Genomic DNA, 26,185 nt, shown 5'->3' on the forward strand with positions numbered 1-26,185 from the left:
CAGATAAAAGGATACCCGTACAGAGTATCCTTTTTTTGTTAATATTTATTATTCCATTTTTTCTTCAGCTCCTCGTAAATCTTTTTTTCCGTAGCATTATTGCCGGGCTCATAAATTTTAACATCCTTTATTTCATCTGGAAGAAAGTCCTGTTCTACAAAATTCCCCTGGTAGGAATGAGCGTATTTGTATTCTTTTCCATAATCCAGATCTTTCATCAGCTTGGTAGGAGCATTCCGTAAATGAAGGGGAACCGGCAGATTTCCAGTCCGCTTCACCAATGCCAGCGCATCATTGATTGCCATATACGTAGAGTTGCTTTTTGGAGAAACAGCGAGATAAACGGCAGCTTCACTCAATATAATTCTGGCTTCAGGATTTCCAATCACATTCACTGCCTGAAAACAATTATTGGCAATGACCAATGCATTTGGATTAGCTAGTCCTATATCTTCAGCTGCAAGAATTACCATCCGTCTGGCAATGAATTTTATATCTTCTCCCCCTGCAATCATCCTCGCAAGCCAATATACAGCCCCGTTAGGATCACCCCCCCGCATTGATTTGATAAAAGCAGAAATAATATCATAATGCTGTTCACCATTTTTATCATAAAGGGCCATGGTTTCCTGCAATACCTCAAGAACATTGGCATTCGTAATTTCTTTAACTACGGAATTTCTATATTGATTTAAAACCAACTCTACTGAATTGATAAGTTTTCGGGCATCCCCACCTGAATATTGAATAAAGGCTTCCTTTTCAATGATCTTAAACTCTGTTCCTTCCTCCTTATTATATTTGGCGGACGCAATATCTGCAAGTTCTTCCAGCTTTTCATAGGTTAATGCTTTTAAAACAAATACCTGACTTCGCGATAGCAATGCGGAAACGACCTCAAAGCTTGGATTTTCAGTAGTGGCACCTATTAAAACAATCCACCCCTTTTCTACCGCATGCAGTAACGAGTCTTGTTGAGACTTATTGAAACGGTGGATTTCGTCAATAAATAAAATGGGTGATTTTCCTGAAAAGAGATTCTGCTTCTTGGCATCCTCGATGACCTCTCTTACGTCTTTTACGCCTGAAGAAACAGCAGACAGCTTGTAGAATTTCCTTCCGGATTTTTCAGAGATAATTTCTGCAAGGGTAGTTTTCCCTGTTCCCGGAGGCCCCCAAAAAATAAGGGAGTTCAGGCTATTATTGTCGATCATTTTCCGGATCGTTCCTTTTTCGCCGGTAAGATGTTCCTGTCCCAGAACATCGTCCAGGGTTTTAGGTCTTAATTTTTCAGCTAATGGAATATTCTGATTCAAGATAATTATTTTTTAGGTCAATATTTCAGATTTCAATACTCTGAAACTTATAACAAAATTAAACTAATTTTCATTTTTTTACCCTATTTTTGCATTGTTTTGAAACTTACATTCAATAAAATAATTACATTTCCTTTGGTAATCTTGATAAAATTTTACCAGTGGTTTATTTCGCCTTTACTTCCCAAAAACTGCCGTTACGAACCCACCTGTTCTCATTATATGGTGGAATCGCTTCAGGTTCATGGGATTATTAAGGGTTTCTGGCTGGGTTTCAGAAGAATTTTACGATGCCATCCCTGGGGAGGAAGCGGCTATGATCCCGTACCACCCAAACATACAAAACAAGATATCAACTATTAAATCAGAAGGAAAATGAGTACTATTTTTTTCAGAATTTACCTTGTACTATTTGCATTCATCACCCAGTGTCTTTTTGCACAGGAATATCCAGGTGGATTATCCGACGGAACCTTAGACATCAACGGCAGCAATGTTCCTGTAAAAATCTATTCTACTACGGAATTGGGAGATCTTAATGCTTTTCCTGCCAGAGAAATTAACAACAATACGGTAGTCATCTTCAATGAATCGAATTTTGAGCCTGCTTATTTTAATTACAGCTCATCTACTTTGGCAAGATACAAGGATTCCAGCTATCAGTTTTTTGATAAAAACTTTAATCTGATTGATTCTCCTGTTACCAAGGATAATATTACCACCTTCAAATATGCTGTAAAGTCTGCAAAGCCAATCAGTGCTTCTGATAAAGTGGAACTGGAGACTCCTTTCAAAATCTGGGACCCTTCCAAGGGTATCCAGCTAGGCCCTGTCACGCTGCATTTTTACAGTTTAATGTTTGTATTTGCTTTTGGTTTCGGATATGTTTTAATGACCAGAATCTTCAAAATTGATAATATCAACCAAAAATATCTTGAGCCTCTGTTTACCTGGACACTGATCGGAACTATTTTGGGAGCAAGATTAGGTCATGTTATTTTCTACCAGCCGGAGCTCTTCAAAGAAGACTTCTGGAGTGTATTCCTACCAATCAGCACAAAAAATGGATTTAAATTCACAGGATTTTCAGGCTTAGCCAGCCATGGTGCCACCATCGCTCTTATCCTGACCACTCTATATTATTCCTTTAAGATCATCAAAAAAAATCCTTTCTGGGTGTATGACAGACTGGGTATTGTAGTTGCTTTGGGTGGGGCATTTGTAAGAATGGGAAATTTTTTCAATTCAGAAATCGTAGGTAAGCCTGCAGATCCCAACTCTCCTTTCGCATTGCTTTTCCCACAGCAAAGCAGTGAATACGGTCTTACCGTGCCGCGATATCCAAGCCAGCTGTTTGAAGCTATAGGATATGTTGCACTATTCATCTTATTATGGATTCTGTACAGAAAAACGGATAAAAAATACCAGCAGGGATGGCTCTTTGGATTATTCTTTATCATTCTCTGGGCGATCAGATTCTTTGTAGAGTTCCTGAAAGAACCGCAGGGCGATGAGTTTATCCAGATCGGTAGTTTAAATACCGGACAGGTACTTTCTATTCCGTTTATGCTTGCAGGAGTTGTCATTATGATTGTATCCAAAAAATTTAAAATCACTCAGGCAGAAAATGAAAAGCCTGAATAAGCAAACAGGTCAGGATCATATATTGAGTATCTTACCCTCACAATACAAAAAGGCAAATTCGTTCATCACGAATTTGCCTTTTTATTTTGATAATTATAGGTTAAATTTAATACTGCCGCCTCACAGGCTGACAGCCGCCCACTTGTTTAATTCTTTAAAAACAGCTCCCAATTCATCAATCACATCTGAAGGAAGCATCGATTCTTTGGAATGTTTTTCTGCGGCAAGATCTGCTGCCCTTCCATGAAGCCAGACTCCCAGAACACAGGCTTGTTCCGGAGAATAACCTTGTGCAGCCAGTGAAGTCAGGATTCCGGTAAGGATATCTCCACTTCCCCCTTTGGCAAGCCCAGCATTGCCAGTGATATTATAATACACCGCTACTTCGGGCGTAATGATCTGAGTATGATGATCTTTCAGAACGATGTATATATTCAGTTCTTTTGCTTTTTTACGGGCAAGTGCCAGTCTTTCAAAAGAATCCTTTGTAGGTCCGAAAAGCCTTTCAAATTCTTTAGGGTGAGGAGTAATGATTGAATTTTCAGGAATCAGTTTGACATTTTCCGTTTTTTTTGCCACAGTATTGAGTGCATCGGCATCGAGAATTAACGGCCGGGAATACTTTTTCAAAAAATGCAAAAGACATTTTTCAGTTTCCGGATCCGTGCCCAGCCCGGGGCCTATTCCATAGGTGGAAATTTCATCAGCCTCAAAACCGGTTATGAACTGTTTTCCTCCTTCTATAAACATCGCTTCAGGGCAGGTACTCTGCAAAATTTCATACCCGCAGGCCGGGGCAATCGTAAAGGTAAGCCCGGCACCGGTTTTCAAAGCTGATTGAGTCGCCAACACCGCAGCCCCTAATTTCCCATAACTTCCTCCGATAATTACAGCTTTCCCATGATTTCCTTTATGGGAAAATTCCTTTCTCGGTCTGAAAACAGAGCCTGCAAGGTGATCGTCAGCTACAAAGTAGTCCGTTCCCTCCGATCCTGAATATTCTCTGCTTAAACCGATATCCAGCACTACTACTTTTCCGGTATATTTTCCGGTTTCAGGATGAAGGAAGCTTCTTTTCCAGCATTGAAAACTCAACGTATAATCAGCTTCCACTGCGACAAAATCATCATCATCATGCTGCCCATCAGCCGGAAGTCCTGAAGGAATATCGATAGATAGCCTGATGTTCTCTTTTTTGTTTAGCTGTTCAACCAGCAACCGGTAGTCTCCACCCAAAGGACGTGACAATCCTGTACCAAGAAGCGCATCAACAATTATGGTTTTATCATCAAAACTATAGTCTTCAGAAGTATTGAATTTTCTGACAGAAATCCCTGAAATATCCCTGAGTCTTTTCAGGTTGACTGCGGCATCATCTGAAAATTTTCCTTTAGGATCATCTACAAATACATCTACATCAAAACCCTTAAGATAGAGCATTCTTGCAACAGCAAGACCGTCACCGCCATTATTGCCATTACCACAGAATACCGCCAGTTTTTTGTGATTTTTACAGTATTCAGAAATCCAGCCGGCCACTGCTCCTGCTGCTCTCTCCATAAGCTGTACAGAAGAAACCGGCTCATGGACTATGGTAAACTGATCCCAGCTTCGTATTTGTTCTGCAGTAAAAATTTTCATAGGCAAATAACTTTTAAGCAAATTACAAAAGATTTTTCATTAGCATGCCGTACTGATAACAAAAAGAAAGACTTGCCCGCAATGCAGTAAAAGACCTTCTTTATCACTAAAAAATAAACATTATTTAAGGATCAATTCCCATTTTTTTGAATAAAAAAACTAAAAAAAGTGGTGTTTTTTACATTTTTAAATTATATTTTTGTGTTTATACTAATTAAAAAAAATATAAATTATGGGATTTGTTAAAGAATTTAAAGAGTTTGCCTTTAAGGGCAATGTTCTTGACCTTGCTGTCGGTGTTATCATCGGTGCAGCATTTGGTAAAATTGTTTCCTCATTGGTAGAAGATGTGATCACCCCTCTGATCCTGAACCCGGCATTAAAGGCTGCTGGTGCAGAAAACATCGCTAAACTTACGTGGAATGGGGTAGCCTACGGAAATTTCCTTTCTGCAGTGATCAGCTTTCTATGTATTGCTATGGTTCTTTTCTGGATTATCAAATTAGCCAATAAAGTTAACAAAAAAGAAGCTCCAGCGCCTGCAGGACCTACGGAAGATCAAAAATTACTCATGGAGATCAGAGATCTTCTGAAAACTAAAAATATCTAATATCCTGCTTCTCATAAAGCATGATACAGTCAAAAGCCGGAAAATAATTTTCCGGCTTTTTGTTCCTGTCATGATCAAAAGTTGGAAAAGCAAAATATTTTTTACTTATACTTTACAAAAGAGCAAAAGAAAAGCTGCCTGAAAAGACAGCTTTTAGGTATATTCTTCAATTAATGATTATTGAATCTGCAAAATGCTGGAGATCTGCTCTGCCAGTGAAAGTCCGATCCTGTCCTGAGCTTCAAGCGTAGATGCTCCTGTATGAGGAGTCAGGGATATCTTGGCATGGTTTAGAATCTCTTTGGAAGGAGTAGGTTCGTTGATGAATACATCCAGTCCTGCAAATCTCACTTTACCGGAATCCAGCGCGTCAATCAAAGCAGCTTCATCAATAACTCCACCACGGGAACAATTCACGATCGCCACTCCCTCTTTCATGATTTCAAATTCACTTTTCCCGATCATATAGCCGTCTTTCTGAGCCGGAACATGTAACGTAATAAAATCCGAGTGCTTTAAAACGTCCTGCAGCGGTTCTGTTTCTATATCGACATTGATAAACTGATTGTTGTAGAATTTCACCTTAATGCTTGCCTTTCCTACATTATTGTCAGCAGCAACAACTCTCATCCCTAAACCCAGGGCAATTCTTGCTACTTCCTGTCCTATTCTTCCCATCCCTACGATCCCGATGGTCTTTCCTCTCAGCTCAATACCGGCTGCATAAGCTTTTTTAAGTCCTGCAAACTCGGTATCACCCACTAACGGCATTTTTCTGTTGGAATCCTGTAAAAAACGGGCTCCAGAAAATAAATGCGCAAACACCAATTCAGCCACAGACTCTGAAGAAGCAGAAGGCGTATTGATGACATGAATTCCTTTTTCCCTGGCATAGTCTACGTCGATATTATCCATCCCTACACCTCCTCTGCCGATAATATCTATCGAAGGACATCCGTCAATAATGTCTTTTCTTACCTGTGTAGTACTTCTTACCAATAAGGTGCGGATCTTGTGCTCATTAATATAATCCACCAAAAATTCCTGTGGAACTTTTGCAGTAATGACCTCAAAGCCCTTTTCTTTTAATGCGTCAATCCCAGATTGATCGAGGCCGTCGTTTGCTAAAACTTTCATAATACTCCTATATTAAAATTGAAAAAGATTTAAAAATTAAAGGAATCGCTCCGCATTTAATTTTTAAATCTTTATTTTATATTTTTTATTCTCCGTCTTCTTTGAAAACTTCGATGGTAACTTGTTTTTCAACCAGATCTGTAAATCTGCCCTTGTATCTTGTCGCCCTTACCAAATGATTATCGATCCAATGATAGTTTCCTCCTCTGGGCTTTCCGCACAGCACACTGTGGTACTTGAAGCCATGCTTATCTAGCCAGTCTATGGTGATTTGCTTCAGGTTTTCAGTTCTTGAGGTGAAAAAGCAGATCTGGTGTCCTTCATCATACCATCTGTTGACTGTTTCCAAAGCATCGGGATAAGGTTCACAGGTAACCATTCTTTCCGGTTCTTCGTTTGGAACGTCATCTGTAATGGTTCCATCGATATCTATTAAGTAATTTTTTACGCCATCCTTTAGAATAGGACTTATATGCTCTGTGTATTCTAATTCCATCCTTAAAACTTGAATAGCAAAGTTACGTATTTTACCTCTACCAGACCTATTAAACTTAGTTTATGTTAAAAATATACTATAAAAACTATTATCTGAAGAATAATATTAATAAATTGTCCATCATTTTGCGATTTAAAGTTAAAATTTTTCGTTGGCTGGTTATTCAGAGTTAAAACATTTTCGTATCCATGATCATTAAAATGTACGACATCGAATCTACCCAATACACGAAGTGTTGATTTTAAGCGGACCGCTGCATTTGTTTCCTTTCGTACCTCGTTTTGCCCAACTGCCTATAAAAACATGATGTTTATCTAAAAATTTCCAAAATACATTTATTACACTTACATTTGTAGAAATGGAAGAATTCGTAGTTTTAGTAAATCCTGAAGATGAAGTTTTGGGTCTGATGGAAAAACAGCAGGCTCATATCAATGGTCTGTTACACCGTGCTTTTTCTGTATTTCTTTTTAACAGTAAAGGGGAAATGCTTCTTCAGAAAAGGGCTTCCGGAAAATATCATTCTCCCAACCAATGGACCAATGCTGTATGTTCGCATCCCAGAGAAGGGGAAACTTATCTGGACGGAGCAAAACGCAGGCTGAAAGAAGAACTTGGAGTAGAAGCCGAACTTTCCGAAAAGTTCAGTTTTATCTATAAAGCAGATGTAGGCGGCGGACTCTGGGAGCATGAGCTAGACCATGTATTCGTCGGCAGTCACGAGTCTGATTTCAATTTAAATAAGGAAGAAGTGGAAGAAATAAGATTCATCTCTGTAGAAGATCTGGATCGGGAAATTTCCGAAGCTCCTCAAAACTTCACGGAGTGGTTTAAGATCATTCTTGAAGAATATAAACACCATTTTTAAAGATGAAAAAAATACTGCTTATTTCAGCATTTTTGTCCACAGGTATTTTCTTTGCCCAAAAAGCAACGATGTATGACAGTCCCAATTATTCTATCAGCATTCCTGACGGATGGAAATCTACAAATGACAGTGATATTGTCAATATTTTTCCCACGAATGAGATTGGAGCGATCACCATTTCAGAGTATCACGGACTAGACCTTCCGAAAGGAGAAATGAAAAAATTTGTTCTTGCTCTGTATCAGTCAGCAGATCCGGAAAACAAGGTCAAGGAAAGCAAAAGCAAAAAAGGGTATACCGAATACTTTTACGAATATTTTGATGAAAAAGAAAAGCTTTTCTGGATTACCAGGGCATATCAGAAAGATAAAGATCTGTATCTGGTCAGCATTAACTGCGGTCAGAAGTTCTGGAACGGAAACTATATGACCCTATTTCATGAGACTTTCAACAGTTTTAAAATAAAGAAATAAAAAATTAATATGAAGAAAACAGCCTTGTACGACAAACATGTTTCTTTGGGAGCTAAGATCGTACCTTTCGCAGGTTTTGAAATGCCTGTACAATATTCCGGAGTCACTGAAGAGCATTTTGCAGTAAGGGAAAAAGCGGGATTATTTGATGTTTCCCATATGGGACAATTTTTCATCGAAGGTCCGGGATCCAAAGATCTTTTACAGCTGGTCACTACAAATAATGTAAATGCACTTGAAAACGGGAAAGCCCAATACTCTTGCCTTCCTAATGAAAATGGAGGGATTGTAGACGATCTGATCGTTTATAAAATAGAAGATGACAAGTATTTCGTTGTTGTAAATGCTTCAAATATAGACAAAGACTGGAATCATATTTCAAAATACAATACCTTCGGAGCGACAATGACCAATGCTTCTGACGATATGTCACTGCTGGCTGTTCAGGGACCTAAGGCAACGGAAATTCTACAGAAACTTACAGAAGTGAGCTTAACCGAAATTCCTTATTATCATTTTACATTAGGAAGTGTTGCAGGTGTAAACGATGTGATTATTTCCAATACAGGATATACCGGAAGCGGTGGTTTTGAAATTTATTTCAAAAATGAAAGCGCTGAGAAGCTATGGGATGAAATTATCAAAGCGGGTGAGACGGAAGGTATCGTTCCTTGCGGCCTGGCATCCAGAGATACTTTAAGATTGGAAAAAGGGTTCTGTCTTTACGGAAACGATATTGATGACACCACTTCCCCGATCGAAGCCGGCCTGGGATGGATCACTAAGTTTGACAAAGACTTCGTTTCTAAAGATACTTTTGCAAAACAGAAAGAAGAAGGTGTTGGCAGAAAGCTGGTAGCCTTTGAACTTCTGGACAAGGGTGTTCCAAGACACGACTACCCTGTGGTAGACGCAGAAGGCAACATCATCGGAAAAGTAACTTCGGGAACTCAGTCTCCCATGAAGAAAATCGGTTTGGGACTGGCCTATGTAGATAAGCCTCATTTCAAACTGGGTTCTGAGATCTTCATCCAGGTAAGAAACAAGAATATTCCTGCAAAAGTAGTAAAAGCTCCTTTCGTATAAATACAAAAACCGCAGTTCAATAGAACTGCGGTTTTTTCTACTTTTTCCCTTATTTTTATGAGTAGAATAGAACTTTATACACTATCCCCTTCACCATCCATCCATCTTCTCATTTGTACTCTGTGTGCCGGGGTCTCCTCTATGCCACCAGCCAGCGCATTTAAGATCTTATCCCATAGATTTTTCTTCTTAGATTGGGATTCTTTTATTTCCTTATACGCAACAAGATACTCCTGTTCAAACTGATACGCTTCTTCATCAGAATAATTCCATGGAATATGTTTAAGAATATCTTCAGTTAGAGAATCAATTTCATCCGGTTCAAGGATTTCCATTACTTTGAGTTTCAGATGATAGGTTTCAGATATGGATAATATTTTATGTAACGAATTCTTAATATCACTCCAGGCGGATTCCCATTTTTCCATCTTATCACCGACAAAAATAGCACTTCCCATTCGTTCCATCGTGACAAAGTTTTCCAACACAAAATTCTTATATGATTCGTGGGTTTCCCAGATTTCCAGCAGGCCTGAAGCATCCTTGTCATTAAACTTTTGCTCAATTTTTTTCAGAACATCAAGCAAAGCATCAGAATTTTCCATGAGCTTGGCTTTTTCTCTTATCCATAGGTTAATAACCATACTATCATTTGTAGTCGCTATTAACTTGCCACAGTCTTCTATTTTCTGTCTGATTTCCTGATCACAAGATTGAATTTCTTTATTAGTGGATTTAATATCCAGGGAAAGTTTCCGCAAGCTTTGTACAGCTTTAATCACGGGATTAAATTGCTTTTCCATCATAATCTGTTTAATACTATTTATTTTAAAAGAATGAAATGTGTTTTTAAGATGCTACAGGTTTCCTGTATCACATTCGCTAATTTAAAAAATTATCAATAAAACAGTCAAGTAAAAGCATAAACATCAATCAAATAGATGTTTTTAACAAAAAATCACAAACTAAGACATTAAATAAAAATAAAATCATAATAAAAACACAAGTACTGTATGATTTTTTTAACCAGGAAATCATATGAACAGGGCGCTATCAATAGGTTATCCCTGCCAAAAGCGGCCAGTTTCCTTCCGTTTATTATACAGTATTCGTTTTCCTGGATTTCAATCCCTTAATACCGGGTCTGTTGTGAAAGTGTTGTTGATGCCATATTGAGATTCACTTCTTCCCATCACTCATGAAAAAACCGCAGAGACAACTGCGGTTTTTAGCTTTTTTTTAAAAGGAATCCCTATGATTTTTCTGTTTAATAACAGATACAGCAAACTGACCGGTCAGGATTGCATGCATCTCCAATTCCCGGTCTGGTTGAGATAACGCCTCCCCCGGGTCCACAAAGAATACTGCATGGATTGATGGCAATTCCTCCATTAATTTGCCTGAGTTCCGTTCTGTTCAGGTTTTTTGATTTTAGAATGGTCTTTTTCATATTACAATTTTTGGTAACTTAAATATAAACAATTCCATTGAAAAATATTTCCCTTACCTATTCAGGCAATATGACTCAACGGTAAATCATAATATTCTTTACAATTTGACCTCCATAAAATCTTCTTTCAGACTCGGAGAAGAACAGCTTATTCCGCCTGTTGTTAAAACTAACAATTTTATAAGGCATCTCTTTTTCCCAGGTAATCATCATTTTGGTTTCGTTCATCACAGGATAATTGACATTAGAAAATCTGAATAAAGATCGGGTAACAATTGTACTATCCATAGAACCAGGAACACTCCATACAGTTTGTGGCTGAATTTTTTCCATCGCTCCCAATAGGTAAGAGAATTTTTTCCCTATATACTCTTTTTTCCGGGCCTCAAAAGTTTTAAGATAATTAAGAGTATCCAGTATAGCGGTGCTTTTACTCCCGCTTGCTGCAACTTTTTTCTGAGCATTACCCGTAAAGCTGAAAAAACAAAATAGGATCATAATCACTGGTGTCTTCACTGTAACAATCTTTTTCAATGAGAGATGTAAAGCCTTAGCTTACCCCAAAAAATTCCTGTAAAGCCTCTACGTTCTTCTTATCGTTCCCTACAAAAATCTCTTGATCTGTCAGGAAAACCGGTCTTTTCAAAAATGTATAATGATCCAGCAGCAATTCTTTGAAATCTTTTTCTGTTAAAGACTTTACGTCCAACGCTCTTAACTTGATCTGAGTAGATTTTTTGCTGAAAAGCGCTTCGTATGATTTGGTTTTTTTATACATTTCCGCCAGCTCTTCTTTGGTAACCGGTTCTTTTTTGATCTCTCTAAGTTCCCAGCCTGTAAGGTTAAACTTTGCTAAAATCTTTCTGCAGGTATCGCATGTGTTCAGGTAAAATACTTTCTTCATTATAATTTCTGTCTGTTTTTGTTAAAATTCTTTTTCATGACAATTTCGTCTTTCAAAAGTAGGATTTAATATAAAACTTTGAAAATTATTAAATAACTTTATTCAAATTTTATAAAGATGCAGAACAAGCCTATTACTTTTCAGTTTATTTCGGAACCTTCAGATGTGAATTACGGAGGAAATGTACACGGAGGAAGTGTTATGAAATGGATTGACCAGGCGGGTTATGCATGCGCCACAACATGGAGCGGAAATTACTCGGTAACGGTGTATGTAGGTGGAATCCGCTTTTATGAGCCCATTAAGATCGGAGAAGTGGTAAAGGTAGATGCCCAGGTGATCTATACAGGAACCTCAAGCATGCATATCTCCATTAATGTTTTTTCAAGAAATCTGAAACAGCCTACTTTTGATAAAAAAACCCATTGTATTATTGTTTTTGTTGCGGTCGACGAGAACGGAAAAAAACTTCCGGTTCCCAAATGGACTCCGGAAACAGAAGAGGAAAAACAACAGGAAATGTATGCCAAACGGTTGATGGAACTCAGAACACAGATTGAAGATGAGATGAAGCCTTTTCTTTAGGACATGATTTACGATGCGAGGTTTTAGACTAAAGTCAGGGTTTAAGGTAAGGTTGTGAGGAACCAATAGCGAAACAACCGGCAACGCTGAATACCAAGTATCCAGCAACTAAAAAAACCAGTAACAATAAAACCGCCCCAATTATATGAAAAGCATTTTTACCTCAATAACATTGCTTATTATGGCTTTAGTCCAGGCACAAACCCATCGGTTTATCTATGAGCTCCAATATAAAATAGACTCCGCAGAATCCGGACTGGAAAAACTTAATATGGTCCTCGACATCACTCCTAAAGAAGTAAAATTCTACGGACAAAATCTGGCCATTACAGATTCCCTGAACAAAAAGTTCGGGACAATTTCCTCGTATACAGATATGTCGGGGCAGGTCGTCAAAAGAAAAATCAATTCTTTTGATAACGAAAACTACATCAATATCAAACAAGGGTATTACTCATTTAGAACAACAGATAAACTCAACTGGACTATTTCTGATGAGACTAAAAAAACAGAGGGATACACCTTACAAAAAGCAACTACCCGATTTGGAGGAAGAAACTGGACCGCATGGTTCTGTAAAGATTTACCTTTTAATGAAGGACCATTTAAATTCCGCGGATTACCGGGCTTAATCTTTGAGATCTCTGACGCAAAGAAAAATTTCATTTATAACCTGATCAAAAGTCAGAAAATCCCGGGCAATTTCTCTACAGCCGATTTTCTGGAAGCTAATTTTGGCAATAAAGCAGTACCAATCAATGAAAAGCAAAAACTAAAACTGCAGATGGAATTTTATAATGATCCGTTTGCTTTTGAAAGAAACAACTTCAGCAAAACAAATAATGACTTAAAAATTAATATCAACGGAAAGGAAATTCATACTGTGGACGAATTGAATACCCAAACCGAAAGTATGCAGCAGGTCATCAGACGATACAACAACCCGGTAGAGCTTGATAAGGCTGTGCATTATCCCTTTTATTAAAAACAGCTAGCACGAATAAGCACATTAATGACCACAGATCATTATTACATGAGCGGGATTATTTCTGTTCATGATTATTGTCCGGATACCTCTGATGTTTTTAAATGGTAAGGCGGGCTAAAGCCCACCTCTATTGATAGAGCCAAGCAAATGTTGAGATTTAACGATAAGTAAGGCGGACTAAAGCCCACCTCTATTGATGTAGCCAAGCAAATATTGAGATTTAATGGTAAGATCTTTTATCTTTTATCTTTTATCTTTTATCTTTTATCTTTTATCTTTTATCTTTTATCTTTTATCTTTTAATTAATATATTTGCAACATAAAAGGAAATGGTGTTCTTCCTTACCCAACCGCTTTCAAAAGCTGATGACGCCTGATTAAGAGATTATTAATAAATAACTAATCAGGATTATTATGTCAAAACATCAGCGAACAATTAGTAAAACAGCGATTTTTTACACTCATTTTTTCTTCAGAAAATTTCCTGCGTTGCCGTATATTTTAAAATGGTTATTCATCAGTATCATTATTGGCGGATTGGCAGGAACAGCTTCAGCCGGTTTTTTACAATCCCTGGAATGGGCTACCCAGTTCAGAGAAACGCACCTCTGGCTTATTGCGCTTCTTCCCGTTGGCGGCTTCCTGATCGGGATTTTGTATTATCACTGGGGAAAAGATGTGGAGGCTGGCAATAATCTTTTGATCGGCAACATTCTGGATCCCAAAGAAATTATTCCGTTCAAAATGGCGCCTTTTGTGTATATAGGAACAATTGTGACCCATTTTTTCGGTGGTTCTGCCGGCCGCGAGGGGACAGCCCTTCAGATGGCCGGTGCGATGGTGGATCAGCTTAGCCGTCCCTTTAAGCTCGATCAAAAGGAAAGAAAAATACTTTTGATCGCATCTATTGCAGCCGGATTTGGGTCTGTTTTCGGAACGCCCCTGGCAGGAGCTGTTTTCGGTCTTGAAGTTTTCCTGATTGGAAGAATCCGTTACAATGCCCTGTTCCCTGCTTTTGCTTCTGCTATTCTGGCAGACTGGGTCACCAGGCTCTGGAATGTAAGACATACCCATTATCATATTGATCTGATTCCTCCAACGGATTTTTTACCCATCTTATATAGTGTTTTAGCAGGGGTTATCTTTGGGCTTTGCGCGGCCACATTCAGCCGGCTTATCCATTGGGCAGGTTCTTTCTTCAAATCAAAAATCAAGTATCCGCCCCTTCGGCCTGTGGCAGGAGGAATTATACTTGCACTGGCAGTTTTTGCAATGGGTACAACCAGATATATTGGTCTCGGAGTTCCTGTCATTGTAGAATCTTTTGAAAAGCAGCTTCCATTACATGATTTTGTTTTGAAAATGATTTTTACAATTGTTACGCTTTCAGCAGGTTTTAAAGGTGGAGAAGTTACTCCCCTGTTCTTTATCGGAGCAACGTTAGGCAGCGCATTATCCATTTTCATTCCATTACCATTCGGATTACTAGCAGGAATGGGATTTGTTGCTGTATTTGCCGGCGCAACCAATACTCCTTTGGCCTGTATGCTGATGGGAATCGAACTTTTTGGGGCAGAGTGCGGAGTATATATAGCGATTGCCTGTGTGGTATCTTATCTTTTCTCAGGGCACAACAGCATTTATACGGGACAACATATCGGCGAAGCTAAAAATAGAAGATACGAGAATCAGCAGAATAAGAGTATTTCGGATTTTTTATAGGTTTTTGTTGGTAGTTGGTGGTTGGTGGTTGCTAGTTGTTGGTGGTGCTAGTTGCTGGTTGTTTTTGGTTCCTGGTTGTTTTTGTTGGTCGTTACTGGTTACCTACAACGTTAAACTTTAAGTCCTAATCCACAAAATCCGCTTCACATCTCCCACAAGCTCTCAAACACCCCCTTCTCCCTTTCCATCTAAAATTCGTAATTTTACTCCCATGTTTGACTATAGATTAAAAGTTTTCCATACGGTAGCTTCCAGATTGAGTTTTACCAAAGCTTCAGAAGAACTTCATATTTCACAGCCGGCTGTCACCAAGCATATCAAGGAAATAGAAACACAGCTGAGCACAAAGCTGTTTGACCGTAAGGGAACTTCTATCCAACTTACCCAAAGCGGCAAAATCCTTTATGAATACGCAGAAAAAATCAGAACCCTCTCCCGCGACCTTGAGTTCGAGATCAGTCAGATCAACCTGCAACATAGAGGAAAACTGATTATAGGAGCAAGCACTACTGTCGCACAGTATATTTTACCTGAAATCCTGGCCAAATTCAATGCTTACTACAAAGACATCAAGATTGAATTGCTCACAGGAAATACGGAAGCTATTTCCACTCTTTTAAAAAAAGAAAAAATTGACCTCGGGATTATTGAGGGCGAATCTCAGTCTTCTTATTTTGATTATAAAAAATTCAAAGCGGATGAGATTGTTCTGGCAGCAAAAGCCGATCATCTTTTAGCCTATAAAACATTACACATCAAAGATCTGTATGACATCAACCTGATCTTCCGGGAACAGGGTTCGGGAACACAGGAATTTATACAGAACCGGCTAAGGGAAAAAGGAGTTGACACCAACGAGCTGCACACAGGCATCCAGTTGGGAAGCAGTGAAAGCATTAAAAACTACCTTCTTCACTCAGACAGCATGGCATTCTTGTCTGTCAGCACCATCCTCAACGAATTGAAAAACAACACCCTGACTATCATAGACATCAAAAACTTCAGCATTGAAAGAGATTTTCATTTTATCCTTCCTAAGGGAGATCAGTCTGAACTGATTAAGCTTTTTTTGAGGTTTGCCGAATAATCTCCCGATGATATAAATCTATTAACTATAGAAAAATCCTATTATTTTTAGCATTGTTATTAAAAATATCCAAAGCTTTTAAGTTTTGGCTAAAGCCGATGGATTTATTTTTATGGTAAGGCGGGCTAAAGCCCACCTCTATTGATGAGCCAAGCAAATATTGAGATTTAACGATAAGATCATTACTATATGATCGGGATTATTTCTGTCATGATTATTGTACGGATATTCTGTTTTGCAAGAATTTTTCATTGTTAATGACGGGATATCTCTATGGTAAGGCGGGCTAAAGCCCACCTCTATTGATTGAGCCAAGCAAATATTGAGATTTAATGATAAGATCATTTTTACATGGTCGGGATTATTTCTGTCACGATTATTGTACGGATATTCTGTTTTGCAAGAATTTTTCATTGTTAATGACGGGATATCTCTATGGTAAGGCGGGCTAAAGCCCACCTCTATTGATTGAGCCAAGCAAATATTGAGATTTAATGATAAGATCATTTTTACATGGTCGGGATTATTTCTGTCACGATTATTGTACGGATATTCTGTTTTGCAAGAGTTTTTCATTGTTAATGACGGGATATCTCTTTGGTAAGGCGGGCTAAAGCCCACCTCTATTGATAGAGCCAAGCAAATATTGAGATGTAATCGTAAGATCATTACTACATGATCGGGATTACTTCTGTCATGATTATTGTCCGGATATTCTGTTTTGCCAGAGTTTTTCGGTGTTAATGCCAGGAAATCTCTATGGTAAGGCGGGCTAAAGCCCACCTCTATTGATGGGCCAAGCAAATATTGAGATTTAACGATAAGATCTTTTATCTTTTATCTTTTATCTTTTATCTTTTATCTTTTATCTTTTATCTTTTATCTTTTATCTTTTATCTTTTATCTTTTATCTTTTATCTTTTACCTCTTATAATTATAACTTCTAGTTATCCAACATAACAAAATACGATTTACTTTGTAATACTATTTTCCGGAATTTTGATGCAGATTTTAAACATTCGCATTATGAAAGATTTCATTCAAAATGAAATGATACGGAAAACAGTTTTTATAATCCTGGCTGTTTTGTGTCTTAGTCCGCTGATCTCTTCTCCCATAGCTCTTGCTTTAGGTTTAGGACTTGCTGTTTTTGTTGGAAACCCATTTGAAAAGAACCTTCATCGATATATTCACCTTCTGCTGCAGATTTCCATTGTTGGATTAGGGTTTGGATTAAAGCTTGACGAAGCCCTCCAAGCCGGAAAAACCGGACTGATGTTAACGGTGGTCAGTATTATAACGGTAATGGGCCTTGGATATATCCTTGGAAAGGTTTTTAAACTTGAAAGACCTTTATCTTATCTTCTTTCTGCGGGTACTGCTATTTGTGGCGGAAGTGCAATTGCAGCCGTTTCCCCTATCATCAAACCCGATACCAAACAAATCTCGCTTGCCCTGGCTATTGTTTTTACCTTGAATTCTGTTGCCTTATTTATTTATCCGGCTATCGGACATATGCTGAATCTTTCACAAGAGCAGTTTGGCTTATGGTGTGCTGTGGGAATCCATGATACAAGTTCTGTTGTAGGAGCAGCCGGCAAATACGGAAATGATGCTTTAAAAGTAGCTACGACGGTGAAACTGGCGCGTGCGCTGTGGATCATTCCGGTGTCACTGATTACTATGTTTATTTTTAAAAGTAAAGATTCCAGGATTAAGATTCCCTGGTTTATCGGATACTTTATTCTGGCTATTCTTCTAAATACGTATTTTCCCCTGGCGGAAAAGTTAAGTTCTTCACTCACTGTTTTGGCAAAATCGGGCCTGAATCTTACGCTGTTTTTCATTGGTTCTACCCTGTCTCTTCAAACTCTGAAGACCATTGGCATAAAGCCTCTGTTTACTGCTGTATTGCTATGGGTTACGATCAGTGTCGGCAGTCTTCTCTACATCATCCGTTAAAAAACGGCAGAACCCTTTCTAAATAAAAAAAGGGTTCTGCCTATTAAATGTGGAAATGTTTATTCGTGTGGAAATAGGGCTTTATACAGCCGATTGGTCACAAGTGTACACCTGAGGGCACCCGATATACTGAACGCAGTACCAAGGTCCGGTTACAGAACCTGAACAGCTGCATCCGCATAGAGATAAATCCGGATTGCCGCTTACTCCGCCGGCAATATTCTTAAGTTCTTCTTTTTTTAGCTTTTTAGCATTTTTAATAATGTTCATTTGATTTGGTTTTGATTAAACAATATAGTTTTAGTTACTTTTCAAAGTTAAACAAATATTAACTATTCGCAACATAATTTATTATAAAGTTTAATAATATATTGATTACAACCCTATTAATCGAAAAAAGCAATGAAATTATTAATCGCAATTTATTAAACAAATAGAAATAATGCATGAAGCTTGTCTCTGTTTTACCAGTCGTTTGATGTCATCCGTTGCTGCGAGGCGGAAGAAATTAAGTGAGCCTGAAGCTGGAAGAAGAGGCTGGAAGTTTTCTAACTACATTACTGAAAATACTATTTCTTAACCCGATTAATTGTCTTAAAAAACCGATACAATATATTTATTATTTGTAAAACCTCAAGAAATCCTGCATCATTACCTATGGCCTCTCTTAGCTATTTTCTTCTACCCATTATTTCCTTCTTCATCTTCACTTCCATACTAAAAAAGCCTTCTGGTTTCCCGAAAGGCTTATTGTAATGAGGATATTTCCACTTAACAGGTGATTACCTGAAGGCATTTTTTATATTTCCCACAGTATGCCGGGCCAGTTACTGCTCCCGTGCAGCTGCAGCCACATTGTGAGAGATCAGGGGTTACCGGTCCTCCTACACCTCCTGTGATATCCCTAAGGTCATTTCTTTCAAGCTTTTTAGCATTTTTAAAAATTTTCTGTGACATGATGATTTGATTTTTAATTAGACAATTATGATTAGGTTTAGTTTCAAAAGTAAATAAATTAATGTTATTCAGAACATAAAAAAATGTTAATTAACTCATAATCTTGTATTTAAAAGCATAAAAAAGAGGGTATTATTCAGTGAATTCCAAATCCTTGTTGTGGGTTTCCGAGATGGTGAGTGAAGAATAGAAAGCAAGCCCGAATACCACTACACCTACGATGGCAGCACTTTTCACAACGGAAAAACCGCCTTTAAAGAAGTCGAATGCAAGGATCATAACAGGTACTAACCCTCTGACCATATTCGGAACAGTAGTGGTTGCCGTATTTCTGATATTGGTTCCGAATTGTTCTGCTGCCAATGTTACGAACATGGCCCAATACCCGGTTCCAAAGCCCAGCCACACACAGAAAAAGTAGTATTTTGTTTCCGTATTGGTATTGCCAAACAACATAATACCCACTCCCACCAGCGTGAAGATCAACATATAGAAAATGGCCATTTTCCGGGATTTTAACGCCTGGGAGATAAATCCACTCAAAAGATCACCCACAGAAATCCCTATATAAGCCCACATAATTGCCTTACCGGGATCAATATCCCTAATTCCTAATTCAGGGGCAAACTGATTGGCTAAAACGGCTAATATCCCAATACAATACCACGTAGGTAATCCTACTGCAATGCATTTCAGGTATCTGATGAGGCGGTCCTTATTGGTGAAAAAGGAAAGGAAATTTCCTTTGGAGACACTTTTATGTTCAATTTTTTTATAGATACCGGATTCTGAAACGCTTATCCTCAGAAGCAGTAATAAGATTCCCATGATTCCTCCAATGATATAGGAAACGTTCCAGCCACCAGCCAGCTCTACGGTCAGCTGGGCGACTACAGCACCCATCAGCCCAAATCCAGCTACGACGGAGGTACCGATAGCCCTTAAATTCTTTGGCAGGCTTTCAGAAACCAGGGTAATTCCTGCTCCAAGCTCACCGGCAAGGCCAATTCCCGCGATAAACCTAAGACCGGCATATTGATAAACGAGATGCTCTTTGGGAAAATAGGGAAGAAATCCGCAGGCGATATTAGCCAGTGAATAGACTAAAATAGAACCGAAAAGCACAGAGAGCCTCCCTTTTTTGTCTCCAAATATTCCCCAGAAAACACCTCCCAGCAAAAGCCCTACCATCTGGCAGTTCAGAATAAAGGTACCATCCGCATCAGGATTCAGCCCTAGGGCTTTTAAACTGGGAATTCTCACAATTCCAAACAGAAGGAGGTCATAAATATCAACAAAATAGCCTAAGGCTGAAATAATAACGGGAATAGAGAAAATGTACTTCAGTTTTGAAAACAGGGACAGTTCTTGCATTTTTAAGTTTTGATAAAAATAAAAAACCTTTCAATTTCTTGAAAGGTTTTTATGAAATATCTTTTTCTGATTATTATCTTGCAATATTCACCGCTCTGGTTTCCCGGATTACGGTGACTTTCACCTGTCCCGGGTAGGTAAGCTCATTCTGAATCTTTTCAGAGATGTCATAAGACAGTTGAGAAGCGACTTCGTCATTTACTTTCCCGCTCTCTACCATTACTCTGAGTTCTCTACCTGCCTGGATTGCATAAGCACTTGATACTCCATCGAAGCTTAATGCTGCAGATTCAAGGTCTTTCAGTCTCTGGATATAAGACTCCAACACCTGTCTTCTTGCTCCCGGTCTTGCTCCTGAGATGGCATCGGCAACCTGAATGATCGGAGACAACAATGATTTCATTTCGATTTCATCGTGGTGAGCTCCAATTGCGTTAATAACTTCCGGGTTTTCGCCGTACTTCTCAGCCCATTGCATTCCTAGTAATGCATGCGGCAGTTCTGATTCCTGCTCAGGAACCTTACCTATATCGTGTAAAAGACCTGCTCTTTTGGCTAATTTAACGTTTAATCCCAGTTCAGCAGCCATTGTTGCAGCGATGTTTGCTACTTCTCTGGAGTGCTGTAATAAGTTCTGTCCATAGGAAGAACGGTATTTCATTCTACCAACGATCTTGATTAATTCAGGGTGTAATCCGTGGATTCCTAAATCGATGATCGTTCTTTTACCCACTTCAATGATCTCCTCTTCAATTTGTTTTCTTGTTTTTTCTACAACTTCTTCGATTCTTGCCGGGTGAATTCTACCATCGGTAACCAATCTGTGAAGGGATAGTCTTGCGATTTCTCTTCTTACCGGATCAAAACATGAAAGAAGGATGGCTTCCGGGGTGTCGTCAACGATGATCTCTACTCCTGTCACGGCTTCCAAAGCACGGATATTCCTACCTTCTCTACCGATAATTCTACCTTTCACTTCGTCAGATTCAATGTTGAATACCGATACTGAATTTTCGATAGCCTGCTCGGTTCCGATTCTCTGGATGGTCTGAATAACGATCTTTCTAGCCTCGTTTTTAGCATTCATCTGAGCTTCTTCCATGATGCCCTGAACATGTGCCTGGGCTCTTGTCTTCGCCTCTGCTTTCATGGTTTCTACCAATTCCGCCTTAGCTTCATCTGCAGTATAATTAGAGATCTTCTCTAAAATTTCAACTTTTTTAGTGGTGGCCACATCCAGTTCCTGCTGTTTTCTGTCCAGGATCTCATTTTTCTTCGCGTAATCTGCAATTTGCTTATCCAGATCTTTTTCAAGTTTTCCCACTTTGCTAAGCTCGTCGTTCAGCTTGTGCTCCTTGTCTTTCGTTCTTTTTTCTACTTCCTGCATTTTCTTTTCGCGGGACTGGATATCAGCATCATGCTGGGATTTCAGTTCCAGGAACTTTTCTTTTGCCTGAAGGTTTTTTTCTTTCTTTATGGATTCAGCTTGTACGTTAGCTTTTTCTATAAGGTTTTCGGCATTTTTCTTTGCATCATCTATGATAAATTTTGCTTTAGTATTGAGCGAGCTTCTGGAGAAAAACATCCCGATCACTGCCCCAATAACTAAACAAATAACGCCTACTATAATGGCTGTTGTCATAATATATATTGAGTTTTAATTGTCTTCATATCCAAATAAAAAAGCCCACAATAATCCAGAGATTGAGAGTAAACTCCTAATCAACACGATTTGAACTGATTTCCACTGTCTGTAATCCGGAAGTCCGGCTCGCCATTCAATGGACATTTGCTCGGTAATTGTTTAGCGTTGAGTTTACCTTTAATGTGTTAGAATTATTGTAGGCAGTCTGTTTTCGGGAAAAAAAATCTATTTCCCGATTTCATTCAATGACTGATTGATCTTGGCCAGTCTGTCATTGGTAGAATTAATATTTTTCTCGTAGTTAAGAGATACTACTTCTGCATTGGTTCCCAGTTTCAGGGCACACATGGCCAAAGCATCCTGTTTGTCTCTTACATCGAAGTTCTGTTCAAAATCTTTAATCATATTTTCAATCTGCTTCCCCACTTTACGCAGAGTTTCTTCCTCTGCTGCCGGTACGTTCAGCGGATATACCCTTCCTGCAATGTTTATGGTTATTCTCCTTACCTCCATTATAATCCACTGTTTTGAAGCTGAGCAATACAGAAATCAATTTCTTTGACCAATCTGTTGATATGGTTTTTCATTAATCTATTGTGTTCAGGATTTCCTGATATTGCTGAATAAAGTTTTATATTTTTTTGTTCTTCTGCTAATACCTGATTTCTTCTTCTTTCCTCATCATATTTCTTCTTCAATTCTTCATGCTCAATATTTAATTCTGATAAATTTTCAGTAAGATTTTTATAATTCTTTTGGAGAGTCAAAATCTTTCTCTCTAATTCTGAAAAATTGTTTTCTAAATCTTGAAGCATTTCAGGTTTGTATATTCTAACTAGAAGCAAAAATAAAAAAATATTAACACTAACAAAAATAAAACGTCCTATATTTTGGAATCCTAACAAAAAAGGAGATGCAGAAGCACCTCCTCGTATATTGTCCAACGGGATTATTCTTATTCGAATTTAAGAACAAACATAATGGCTCTTGTCTGTAATGTGGAAATGGCAGAAGCCCAATACGGAGGTGTAGTCGCGTTATCCGCCACTTTTTCATTGTTCATAAAGAATGTTCCTCTGATGGCCGGGGTCAGTTTAAATTTGTTGAAATAAAACTGAATTCCCATTTCTGCAGACCACGCAAAGTTGTGGGTGGTAGATCTGAAGATCTGCTGCATATTATCATCTGTAGATCCTGAATTAGACTGCAGATTTACAATATAATTCACCCCTGCTGCAACATAAGGCCTGGAATTGTACCATCTCTGGCCGTGAAGTTCCAAAAGGACAGGAATATCTACCAAAGTGGATTTGATTTCTCTTACTCTATCATTTTCTGTCAGTGGAATCGGCATAAAAGGAGGATTGGTTAAAGATCCGCCTGCATAGATGTCATTAGATTGAGTATTAAAAGTCAACTGTCTTTGTGCAAACTGTAATCCCGGTTCTAATCTTACATCAAGATAGTCGTTGAGTCTCCATTTTGCAATAAGGCCGGCACCAAAACTGTAACTTTCTTTAGAAGATACAAGGTTTGCGTTGTCGTGCATCCCATATCTCGGATGCAGTACAATCCGGTAGTCCAGTCTATTCCCGTTCAAATAAAAACCCCAACTGAATTTCTGCTCGTCGAAATCTTCCAACTTATCCATTCTGTTTCGGGTTCTAAACTGCGCGTCTGCAAAAACGGCAATATTTACTGAGGCTAAAACCAGTGCTTTTAATAAAAATTTATTCATAGGTTACTTTGTTGCTTTATAAATTGTGGCTATACCTAAACTTAGTTTTTTATATTCTACTTTCTTAAATCCCGTATCTAAAAGAATTTGCTTCATCTTTTCCCCGAAAGGAAAAGCATTTACAGAATCCGGAAGGTATGTATACGCCCTATTATCTTTAGAAACCAGTCTGCCTATGGCAGGTAATATGTTTCTGAAATAAAACATATAAAACGGTCCCATAAAACCCTCAACCTTTGAAAACTCCAGTATATAAACACTCTTGTTATCTTTAACTACTCTTCTTAACTCTGCCAAACCTTTGGTAAGGTTCTCAAAATTCCTTACTCCAAATGCAACGGAAACAGCATCAAATCTATTGTCCTCGAAAGGTAAGTTTTCTGCATCTCCTTTTTGCATGGAAATTTTGCCGTCTAATTTAAGTTTTTTTATTTTAATAACGCCAACATTGAGCATTTGTTGTGATAAATCTAAACCAACTACTTTGGACCCGGTACCTTTTTCAATGGTAATCGCCAGATCTCCCGTTCCTGTAGCCACATCCAGTACTTCCTGTGGGTTGTCATTTTTCATCCATCTTACCAGTTTATTTCTCCACAAAACATCAATTTTCATGGATAAAACATGGTTCAGAAGGTCATACTTCGGTGCAATATTGTCGAACATATCCTCTACCTGGCTTTTCTTGGTAGCCTCTGAGTTGTAGGGAGTAACTTTTGTGATATCTTTTGTCAAAACTTAAAACTTGTAATATTCTTTATAATAATTTAGGAAATCCTGCTTTCTGAAAATCTTGGAGCGTGATTCCACTTTCTGGATATTCTTGATTACCTTATCGTAATCTTCATCTACATTGTAATAGAAGTCTTCTGTGTAAAGCTTGCTGAAGCGCTTTGCCCCTCCGAAATACTCTTTTCCGTCGATAACGGTTTTGTCAAGAGCCATCAGTAAGGAGTCTTTTTTGAGGTTATACCCATAATACTGATCGTTGACATAGTAATCCTGGTGCGCAATATTAATCAAACCACGAAGTTTATTCACTTCAAACGCTGAATCGTACAGCATTTTTTTATTCTGATCAAAAACCTGAATAGAGTTTTTCCCTTTATTCAAATCCACATGCACGTACTGCCCCGCTGAAATGATTCCTTCAGATCCGCTATTGATCTTAAAATAATAGGTATTCGGGGTAGGATTATCTACAACATAATAATTCTTCTTGGCTAAAAAAAGGAAGTAGATCCCAAAGGCACCGATAAACGCCACAGCTGCAATGAGTAAGCCTTTTAAGGATGAGTTGTTTTTCATAGATTGTAAAGTACAATTTTTGCAAATTTAATAATATTTTTAATTCTCCGTTATTAATATTAATTATTAACTTTGCATCTTTAAAAAAATCATATAAACGAATGCCGAATACGATCATTATTGGCTCTGGATGTTACATTCCAAACAGAGTTATTGGTAGAGATTACTTCATGAATTCCGAGTTCTACACAGAAGATGGGGTAAAGATTGAAAAGCCTGTGGAAGAAACCATTGCGAAATTTGTAGAGATTACAGAAATCGAAAACAGGAGGTTCATTGAGGATGATCTTTCCAACTCAAAAATCGGTTATGAAGCTGCAAAGATTGCCCTTGAAGATGCAAAAGTAGACGGGGAAGAATTGGATTACATTATTTATGCAAGCAATTTCGGAGAAGTTACTGAAAACGGATATGCGGACTTTATGCCCACAATGGCAGCAAGGGTAAAGAACAAACTGGGCATCAAAAACAGAAAATGTGTAACATATGATATGCTTTTCGGATGTCCGGGATGGGTGGAAGCTATGATTTTGGCCGATAACTTAATCAAAGCCAAAGTAGCCAAAACAATTCTGGTGATCGGTGGAGAAACTTTAAGCCGAGTTACAGATCCGCACGACAGAAACAGAATGATTTTTGCTGACGGAGCCGGTGCCGTGGTGGTACAGGCTACTGACGAGGAAAATGTGGGAATAATTGCCCATAATACGATCTGCGACAACGGCCCGGAGCTCAATTATCTCGAAAACGCACCTTCCATCAATAAAGACGTGGATCAAAAGCGTCTGTATGTAAGAATGCTGGGAAGAAAAATCTACGAATATGCCCTTAAAAATGTACCGGTAGCCATCAAGGAAACCATTACAGACGCCGGGTTATCTATTGAAGATATTGATAAGATCTTAATTCATCAGGCCAATGCCAAAATGGATTACGCTATGATCGAAAGACTGCACAGGTTATATGACGTCAAAGAATATGACCACGCCATCTCTCCTATGACAATCCAGAACCTTGGAAATACGTCTGTAGCAACAATTCCTACCATGTATGATTTAATAATTAAAGGAAAAATGGAGGGTCATTCGTTTAAAGATAAAGGTAACATTGTTATGACTTCGGTAGGTGCCGGAATGAACATCAATGCTGTCGTTTACAGATTTCCTTAAACGTATTTAATAAACAAAAAAATAT

Annotated in this window: 30 protein-coding genes and 1 riboswitch; of the genes, 12 read left to right on the forward strand and 18 right to left on the reverse strand. The window is 38.3% G+C overall.

Annotated features, from left to right (window positions below; genetic code table 11):
- Positions 1-38: 38 nt before the first annotated feature.
- The gene (locus DRF67_RS14370) at positions 39-1,316 is read right to left on the reverse strand and encodes a replication-associated recombination protein A (RefSeq protein WP_115928989.1); all 1,278 of its coding nucleotides are present in this window, start codon (positions 1,314-1,316) and stop codon (positions 39-41) included.
- A gap of 99 nt (positions 1,317-1,415) precedes the next feature.
- Here DRF67_RS14370 and yidD point away from each other — a divergent pair, with 99 nt between their 5' ends.
- Positions 1,416-1,679, forward strand: coding sequence for a membrane protein insertion efficiency factor YidD (gene yidD / locus DRF67_RS14375; RefSeq protein WP_185142116.1), 264 nt, complete (start codon positions 1,416-1,418; stop codon positions 1,677-1,679).
- Between the two features lie 414 nt (positions 1,680-2,093).
- Positions 2,094-2,960, forward strand: a complete 867-nt coding sequence (lgt, locus tag DRF67_RS14380) for a prolipoprotein diacylglyceryl transferase (RefSeq protein WP_115929056.1) — start codon at positions 2,094-2,096, stop codon at positions 2,958-2,960.
- 120 nt (positions 2,961-3,080) lie between these two features.
- Here lgt and DRF67_RS14385 read toward each other — a convergent pair whose 3' ends face one another.
- Positions 3,081-4,601: an NAD(P)H-hydrate dehydratase gene (locus DRF67_RS14385; protein WP_115928990.1), complete on the reverse strand. Its 1,521-nt coding sequence runs from the start codon at positions 4,599-4,601 to the stop codon at positions 3,081-3,083.
- A 232-nt stretch (positions 4,602-4,833) separates the two neighbouring features.
- Between DRF67_RS14385 and mscL the strand changes: the two genes are divergently transcribed.
- Positions 4,834-5,211: a large conductance mechanosensitive channel protein MscL gene (gene mscL, locus DRF67_RS14390; RefSeq protein ID WP_115928991.1), complete on the forward strand. Its 378-nt coding sequence runs from the start codon at positions 4,834-4,836 to the stop codon at positions 5,209-5,211.
- Between the two features lie 177 nt (positions 5,212-5,388).
- Here mscL and DRF67_RS14395 read toward each other — a convergent pair whose 3' ends face one another.
- Complete coding sequence (locus DRF67_RS14395) at positions 5,389-6,348, reverse strand: D-2-hydroxyacid dehydrogenase (RefSeq protein WP_115928992.1); 960 nt, start codon at positions 6,346-6,348, stop codon at positions 5,389-5,391.
- An 85-nt stretch (positions 6,349-6,433) separates the two neighbouring features.
- Positions 6,434-6,844 carry an LNS2 domain-containing protein gene (locus tag DRF67_RS14400; protein ID WP_115928993.1) on the reverse strand — a complete coding sequence of 137 codons (411 nt, stop codon included), beginning with the start codon at positions 6,842-6,844 and terminating at the stop codon, positions 6,434-6,436.
- 358 nt (positions 6,845-7,202) lie between these two features.
- Between DRF67_RS14400 and idi the strand changes: the two genes are divergently transcribed.
- From idi to gcvT, 3 genes are read left to right on the forward strand one after another with little or no spacing between them, the layout of a single operon-like run.
- Positions 7,203-7,712, forward strand: a complete 510-nt coding sequence (idi, locus tag DRF67_RS14405; RefSeq protein WP_115928994.1) for an isopentenyl-diphosphate Delta-isomerase — start codon at positions 7,203-7,205, stop codon at positions 7,710-7,712.
- Positions 7,713-7,714: 2 nt separating this feature from the next.
- Positions 7,715-8,185 carry a hypothetical protein gene (locus DRF67_RS14410; RefSeq protein ID WP_115928995.1) on the forward strand — a complete coding sequence of 157 codons (471 nt, stop codon included), beginning with the start codon at positions 7,715-7,717 and terminating at the stop codon, positions 8,183-8,185.
- A 9-nt stretch (positions 8,186-8,194) separates the two neighbouring features.
- Complete coding sequence (gene gcvT, locus DRF67_RS14415) at positions 8,195-9,271, forward strand: glycine cleavage system aminomethyltransferase GcvT (protein WP_115928996.1); 1,077 nt, start codon at positions 8,195-8,197, stop codon at positions 9,269-9,271.
- A 74-nt stretch (positions 9,272-9,345) separates the two neighbouring features.
- Here the strand turns inward: gcvT and DRF67_RS14420 are convergent, their stop codons facing one another.
- From DRF67_RS14420 to DRF67_RS14435, 4 genes are all read right to left on the reverse strand, one after another.
- The gene (locus tag DRF67_RS14420; RefSeq protein ID WP_115928997.1) at positions 9,346-10,077 is read right to left on the reverse strand and encodes a hypothetical protein; all 732 of its coding nucleotides are present in this window, start codon (positions 10,075-10,077) and stop codon (positions 9,346-9,348) included.
- A 461-nt stretch (positions 10,078-10,538) separates the two neighbouring features.
- Entirely contained in the window at positions 10,539-10,721 is a 183-nt protein-coding gene (locus tag DRF67_RS14425; RefSeq protein WP_115928998.1) for a hypothetical protein, read from the reverse strand.
- A 75-nt stretch (positions 10,722-10,796) separates the two neighbouring features.
- On the reverse strand, positions 10,797-11,219 hold the full coding sequence (locus tag DRF67_RS14430) for a hypothetical protein (protein ID WP_123912752.1): 423 nt from the start codon (positions 11,217-11,219) through the stop codon (positions 10,797-10,799).
- Positions 11,220-11,271: 52 nt separating this feature from the next.
- Positions 11,272-11,625, reverse strand: coding sequence for an arsenate reductase family protein (locus tag DRF67_RS14435; protein WP_115929000.1), 354 nt, complete (start codon positions 11,623-11,625; stop codon positions 11,272-11,274).
- 117 nt (positions 11,626-11,742) lie between these two features.
- Here DRF67_RS14435 and DRF67_RS14440 point away from each other — a divergent pair, with 117 nt between their 5' ends.
- The 4 genes from DRF67_RS14440 (at position 11,743) to DRF67_RS14455 (ending at position 16,007) form a co-directional block, all read left to right on the forward strand.
- Positions 11,743-12,210: an acyl-CoA thioesterase gene (locus tag DRF67_RS14440; protein ID WP_115929001.1), complete on the forward strand. Its 468-nt coding sequence runs from the start codon at positions 11,743-11,745 to the stop codon at positions 12,208-12,210.
- 145 nt (positions 12,211-12,355) lie between these two features.
- Positions 12,356-13,195 carry a GLPGLI family protein gene (locus tag DRF67_RS14445; protein ID WP_115929002.1) on the forward strand — a complete coding sequence of 280 codons (840 nt, stop codon included), beginning with the start codon at positions 12,356-12,358 and terminating at the stop codon, positions 13,193-13,195.
- 319 nt (positions 13,196-13,514) lie between these two features.
- Positions 13,515-13,581, forward strand: a riboswitch (Fluoride riboswitch).
- A 31-nt stretch (positions 13,582-13,612) separates the two neighbouring features.
- Positions 13,613-14,920 carry a voltage-gated chloride channel family protein gene (locus DRF67_RS14450; RefSeq protein ID WP_185142118.1) on the forward strand — a complete coding sequence of 436 codons (1,308 nt, stop codon included), beginning with the start codon at positions 13,613-13,615 and terminating at the stop codon, positions 14,918-14,920.
- 211 nt (positions 14,921-15,131) lie between these two features.
- On the forward strand, positions 15,132-16,007 hold the full coding sequence (locus tag DRF67_RS14455; RefSeq protein WP_115929003.1) for a LysR substrate-binding domain-containing protein: 876 nt from the start codon (positions 15,132-15,134) through the stop codon (positions 16,005-16,007).
- A 138-nt stretch (positions 16,008-16,145) separates the two neighbouring features.
- On the opposite strand, the gene DRF67_RS21365 is transcribed toward DRF67_RS14455, so the two are convergent.
- Entirely contained in the window at positions 16,146-16,811 is a 666-nt protein-coding gene (locus DRF67_RS21365; RefSeq protein WP_123912754.1) for a hypothetical protein, read from the reverse strand.
- Between the two features lie 222 nt (positions 16,812-17,033).
- Between DRF67_RS21365 and DRF67_RS14460 the strand changes: the two genes are divergently transcribed.
- On the forward strand, positions 17,034-17,969 hold the full coding sequence (locus DRF67_RS14460) for a YeiH family protein (RefSeq protein ID WP_115929058.1): 936 nt from the start codon (positions 17,034-17,036) through the stop codon (positions 17,967-17,969).
- An 81-nt stretch (positions 17,970-18,050) separates the two neighbouring features.
- Here the strand turns inward: DRF67_RS14460 and DRF67_RS14465 are convergent, their stop codons facing one another.
- The 9 genes from DRF67_RS14465 to DRF67_RS14505 all read right to left on the reverse strand — a co-directional run bounded on the left by DRF67_RS14465 (position 18,051) and on the right by DRF67_RS14505 (position 24,991).
- Positions 18,051-18,239, reverse strand: coding sequence for a hypothetical protein (locus DRF67_RS14465; protein WP_115929004.1), 189 nt, complete (start codon positions 18,237-18,239; stop codon positions 18,051-18,053).
- A gap of 501 nt (positions 18,240-18,740) precedes the next feature.
- Positions 18,741-18,926: a hypothetical protein gene (locus tag DRF67_RS14470; protein WP_115929005.1), complete on the reverse strand. Its 186-nt coding sequence runs from the start codon at positions 18,924-18,926 to the stop codon at positions 18,741-18,743.
- Positions 18,927-19,058: 132 nt separating this feature from the next.
- Positions 19,059-20,300, reverse strand: a complete 1,242-nt coding sequence (locus tag DRF67_RS14475; RefSeq protein WP_115929006.1) for an MFS transporter — start codon at positions 20,298-20,300, stop codon at positions 19,059-19,061.
- Between the two features lie 73 nt (positions 20,301-20,373).
- Positions 20,374-21,942: a ribonuclease Y gene (gene rny / locus DRF67_RS14480; RefSeq protein WP_115929007.1), complete on the reverse strand. Its 1,569-nt coding sequence runs from the start codon at positions 21,940-21,942 to the stop codon at positions 20,374-20,376.
- 228 nt (positions 21,943-22,170) lie between these two features.
- Positions 22,171-22,458, reverse strand: coding sequence for a cell division protein ZapA (locus DRF67_RS14485; RefSeq protein ID WP_072411552.1), 288 nt, complete (start codon positions 22,456-22,458; stop codon positions 22,171-22,173).
- On the reverse strand, positions 22,458-22,760 hold the full coding sequence (locus DRF67_RS14490; RefSeq protein WP_115929008.1) for a hypothetical protein: 303 nt from the start codon (positions 22,758-22,760) through the stop codon (positions 22,458-22,460). The genes DRF67_RS14485 and DRF67_RS14490 overlap by 1 nt, the downstream gene beginning before the upstream one ends.
- Positions 22,761-22,900: 140 nt before the next feature.
- Entirely contained in the window at positions 22,901-23,683 is a 783-nt protein-coding gene (gene porT, locus DRF67_RS14495) for a type IX secretion/gliding motility protein PorT/SprT (RefSeq protein WP_115929009.1), read from the reverse strand.
- Positions 23,684-23,686: 3 nt separating this feature from the next.
- Positions 23,687-24,418: a bifunctional demethylmenaquinone methyltransferase/2-methoxy-6-polyprenyl-1,4-benzoquinol methylase UbiE gene (gene ubiE, locus DRF67_RS14500; RefSeq protein WP_115929010.1), complete on the reverse strand. Its 732-nt coding sequence runs from the start codon at positions 24,416-24,418 to the stop codon at positions 23,687-23,689.
- A 3-nt stretch (positions 24,419-24,421) separates the two neighbouring features.
- Positions 24,422-24,991 carry a hypothetical protein gene (locus DRF67_RS14505; RefSeq protein WP_115929011.1) on the reverse strand — a complete coding sequence of 190 codons (570 nt, stop codon included), beginning with the start codon at positions 24,989-24,991 and terminating at the stop codon, positions 24,422-24,424.
- Positions 24,992-25,092: 101 nt separating this feature from the next.
- On the opposite strand from DRF67_RS14505, the gene DRF67_RS14510 reads away from it, so the two are divergent.
- Positions 25,093-26,160, forward strand: coding sequence for a 3-oxoacyl-ACP synthase III family protein (locus DRF67_RS14510; RefSeq protein ID WP_115929012.1), 1,068 nt, complete (start codon positions 25,093-25,095; stop codon positions 26,158-26,160).
- Positions 26,161-26,185 lie beyond the last annotated feature (25 nt).

This window comes from Chryseobacterium pennipullorum (genome assembly GCF_003384725.1).
GTDB lineage: Bacteria > Bacteroidota > Bacteroidia > Flavobacteriales > Weeksellaceae > Chryseobacterium > Chryseobacterium pennipullorum.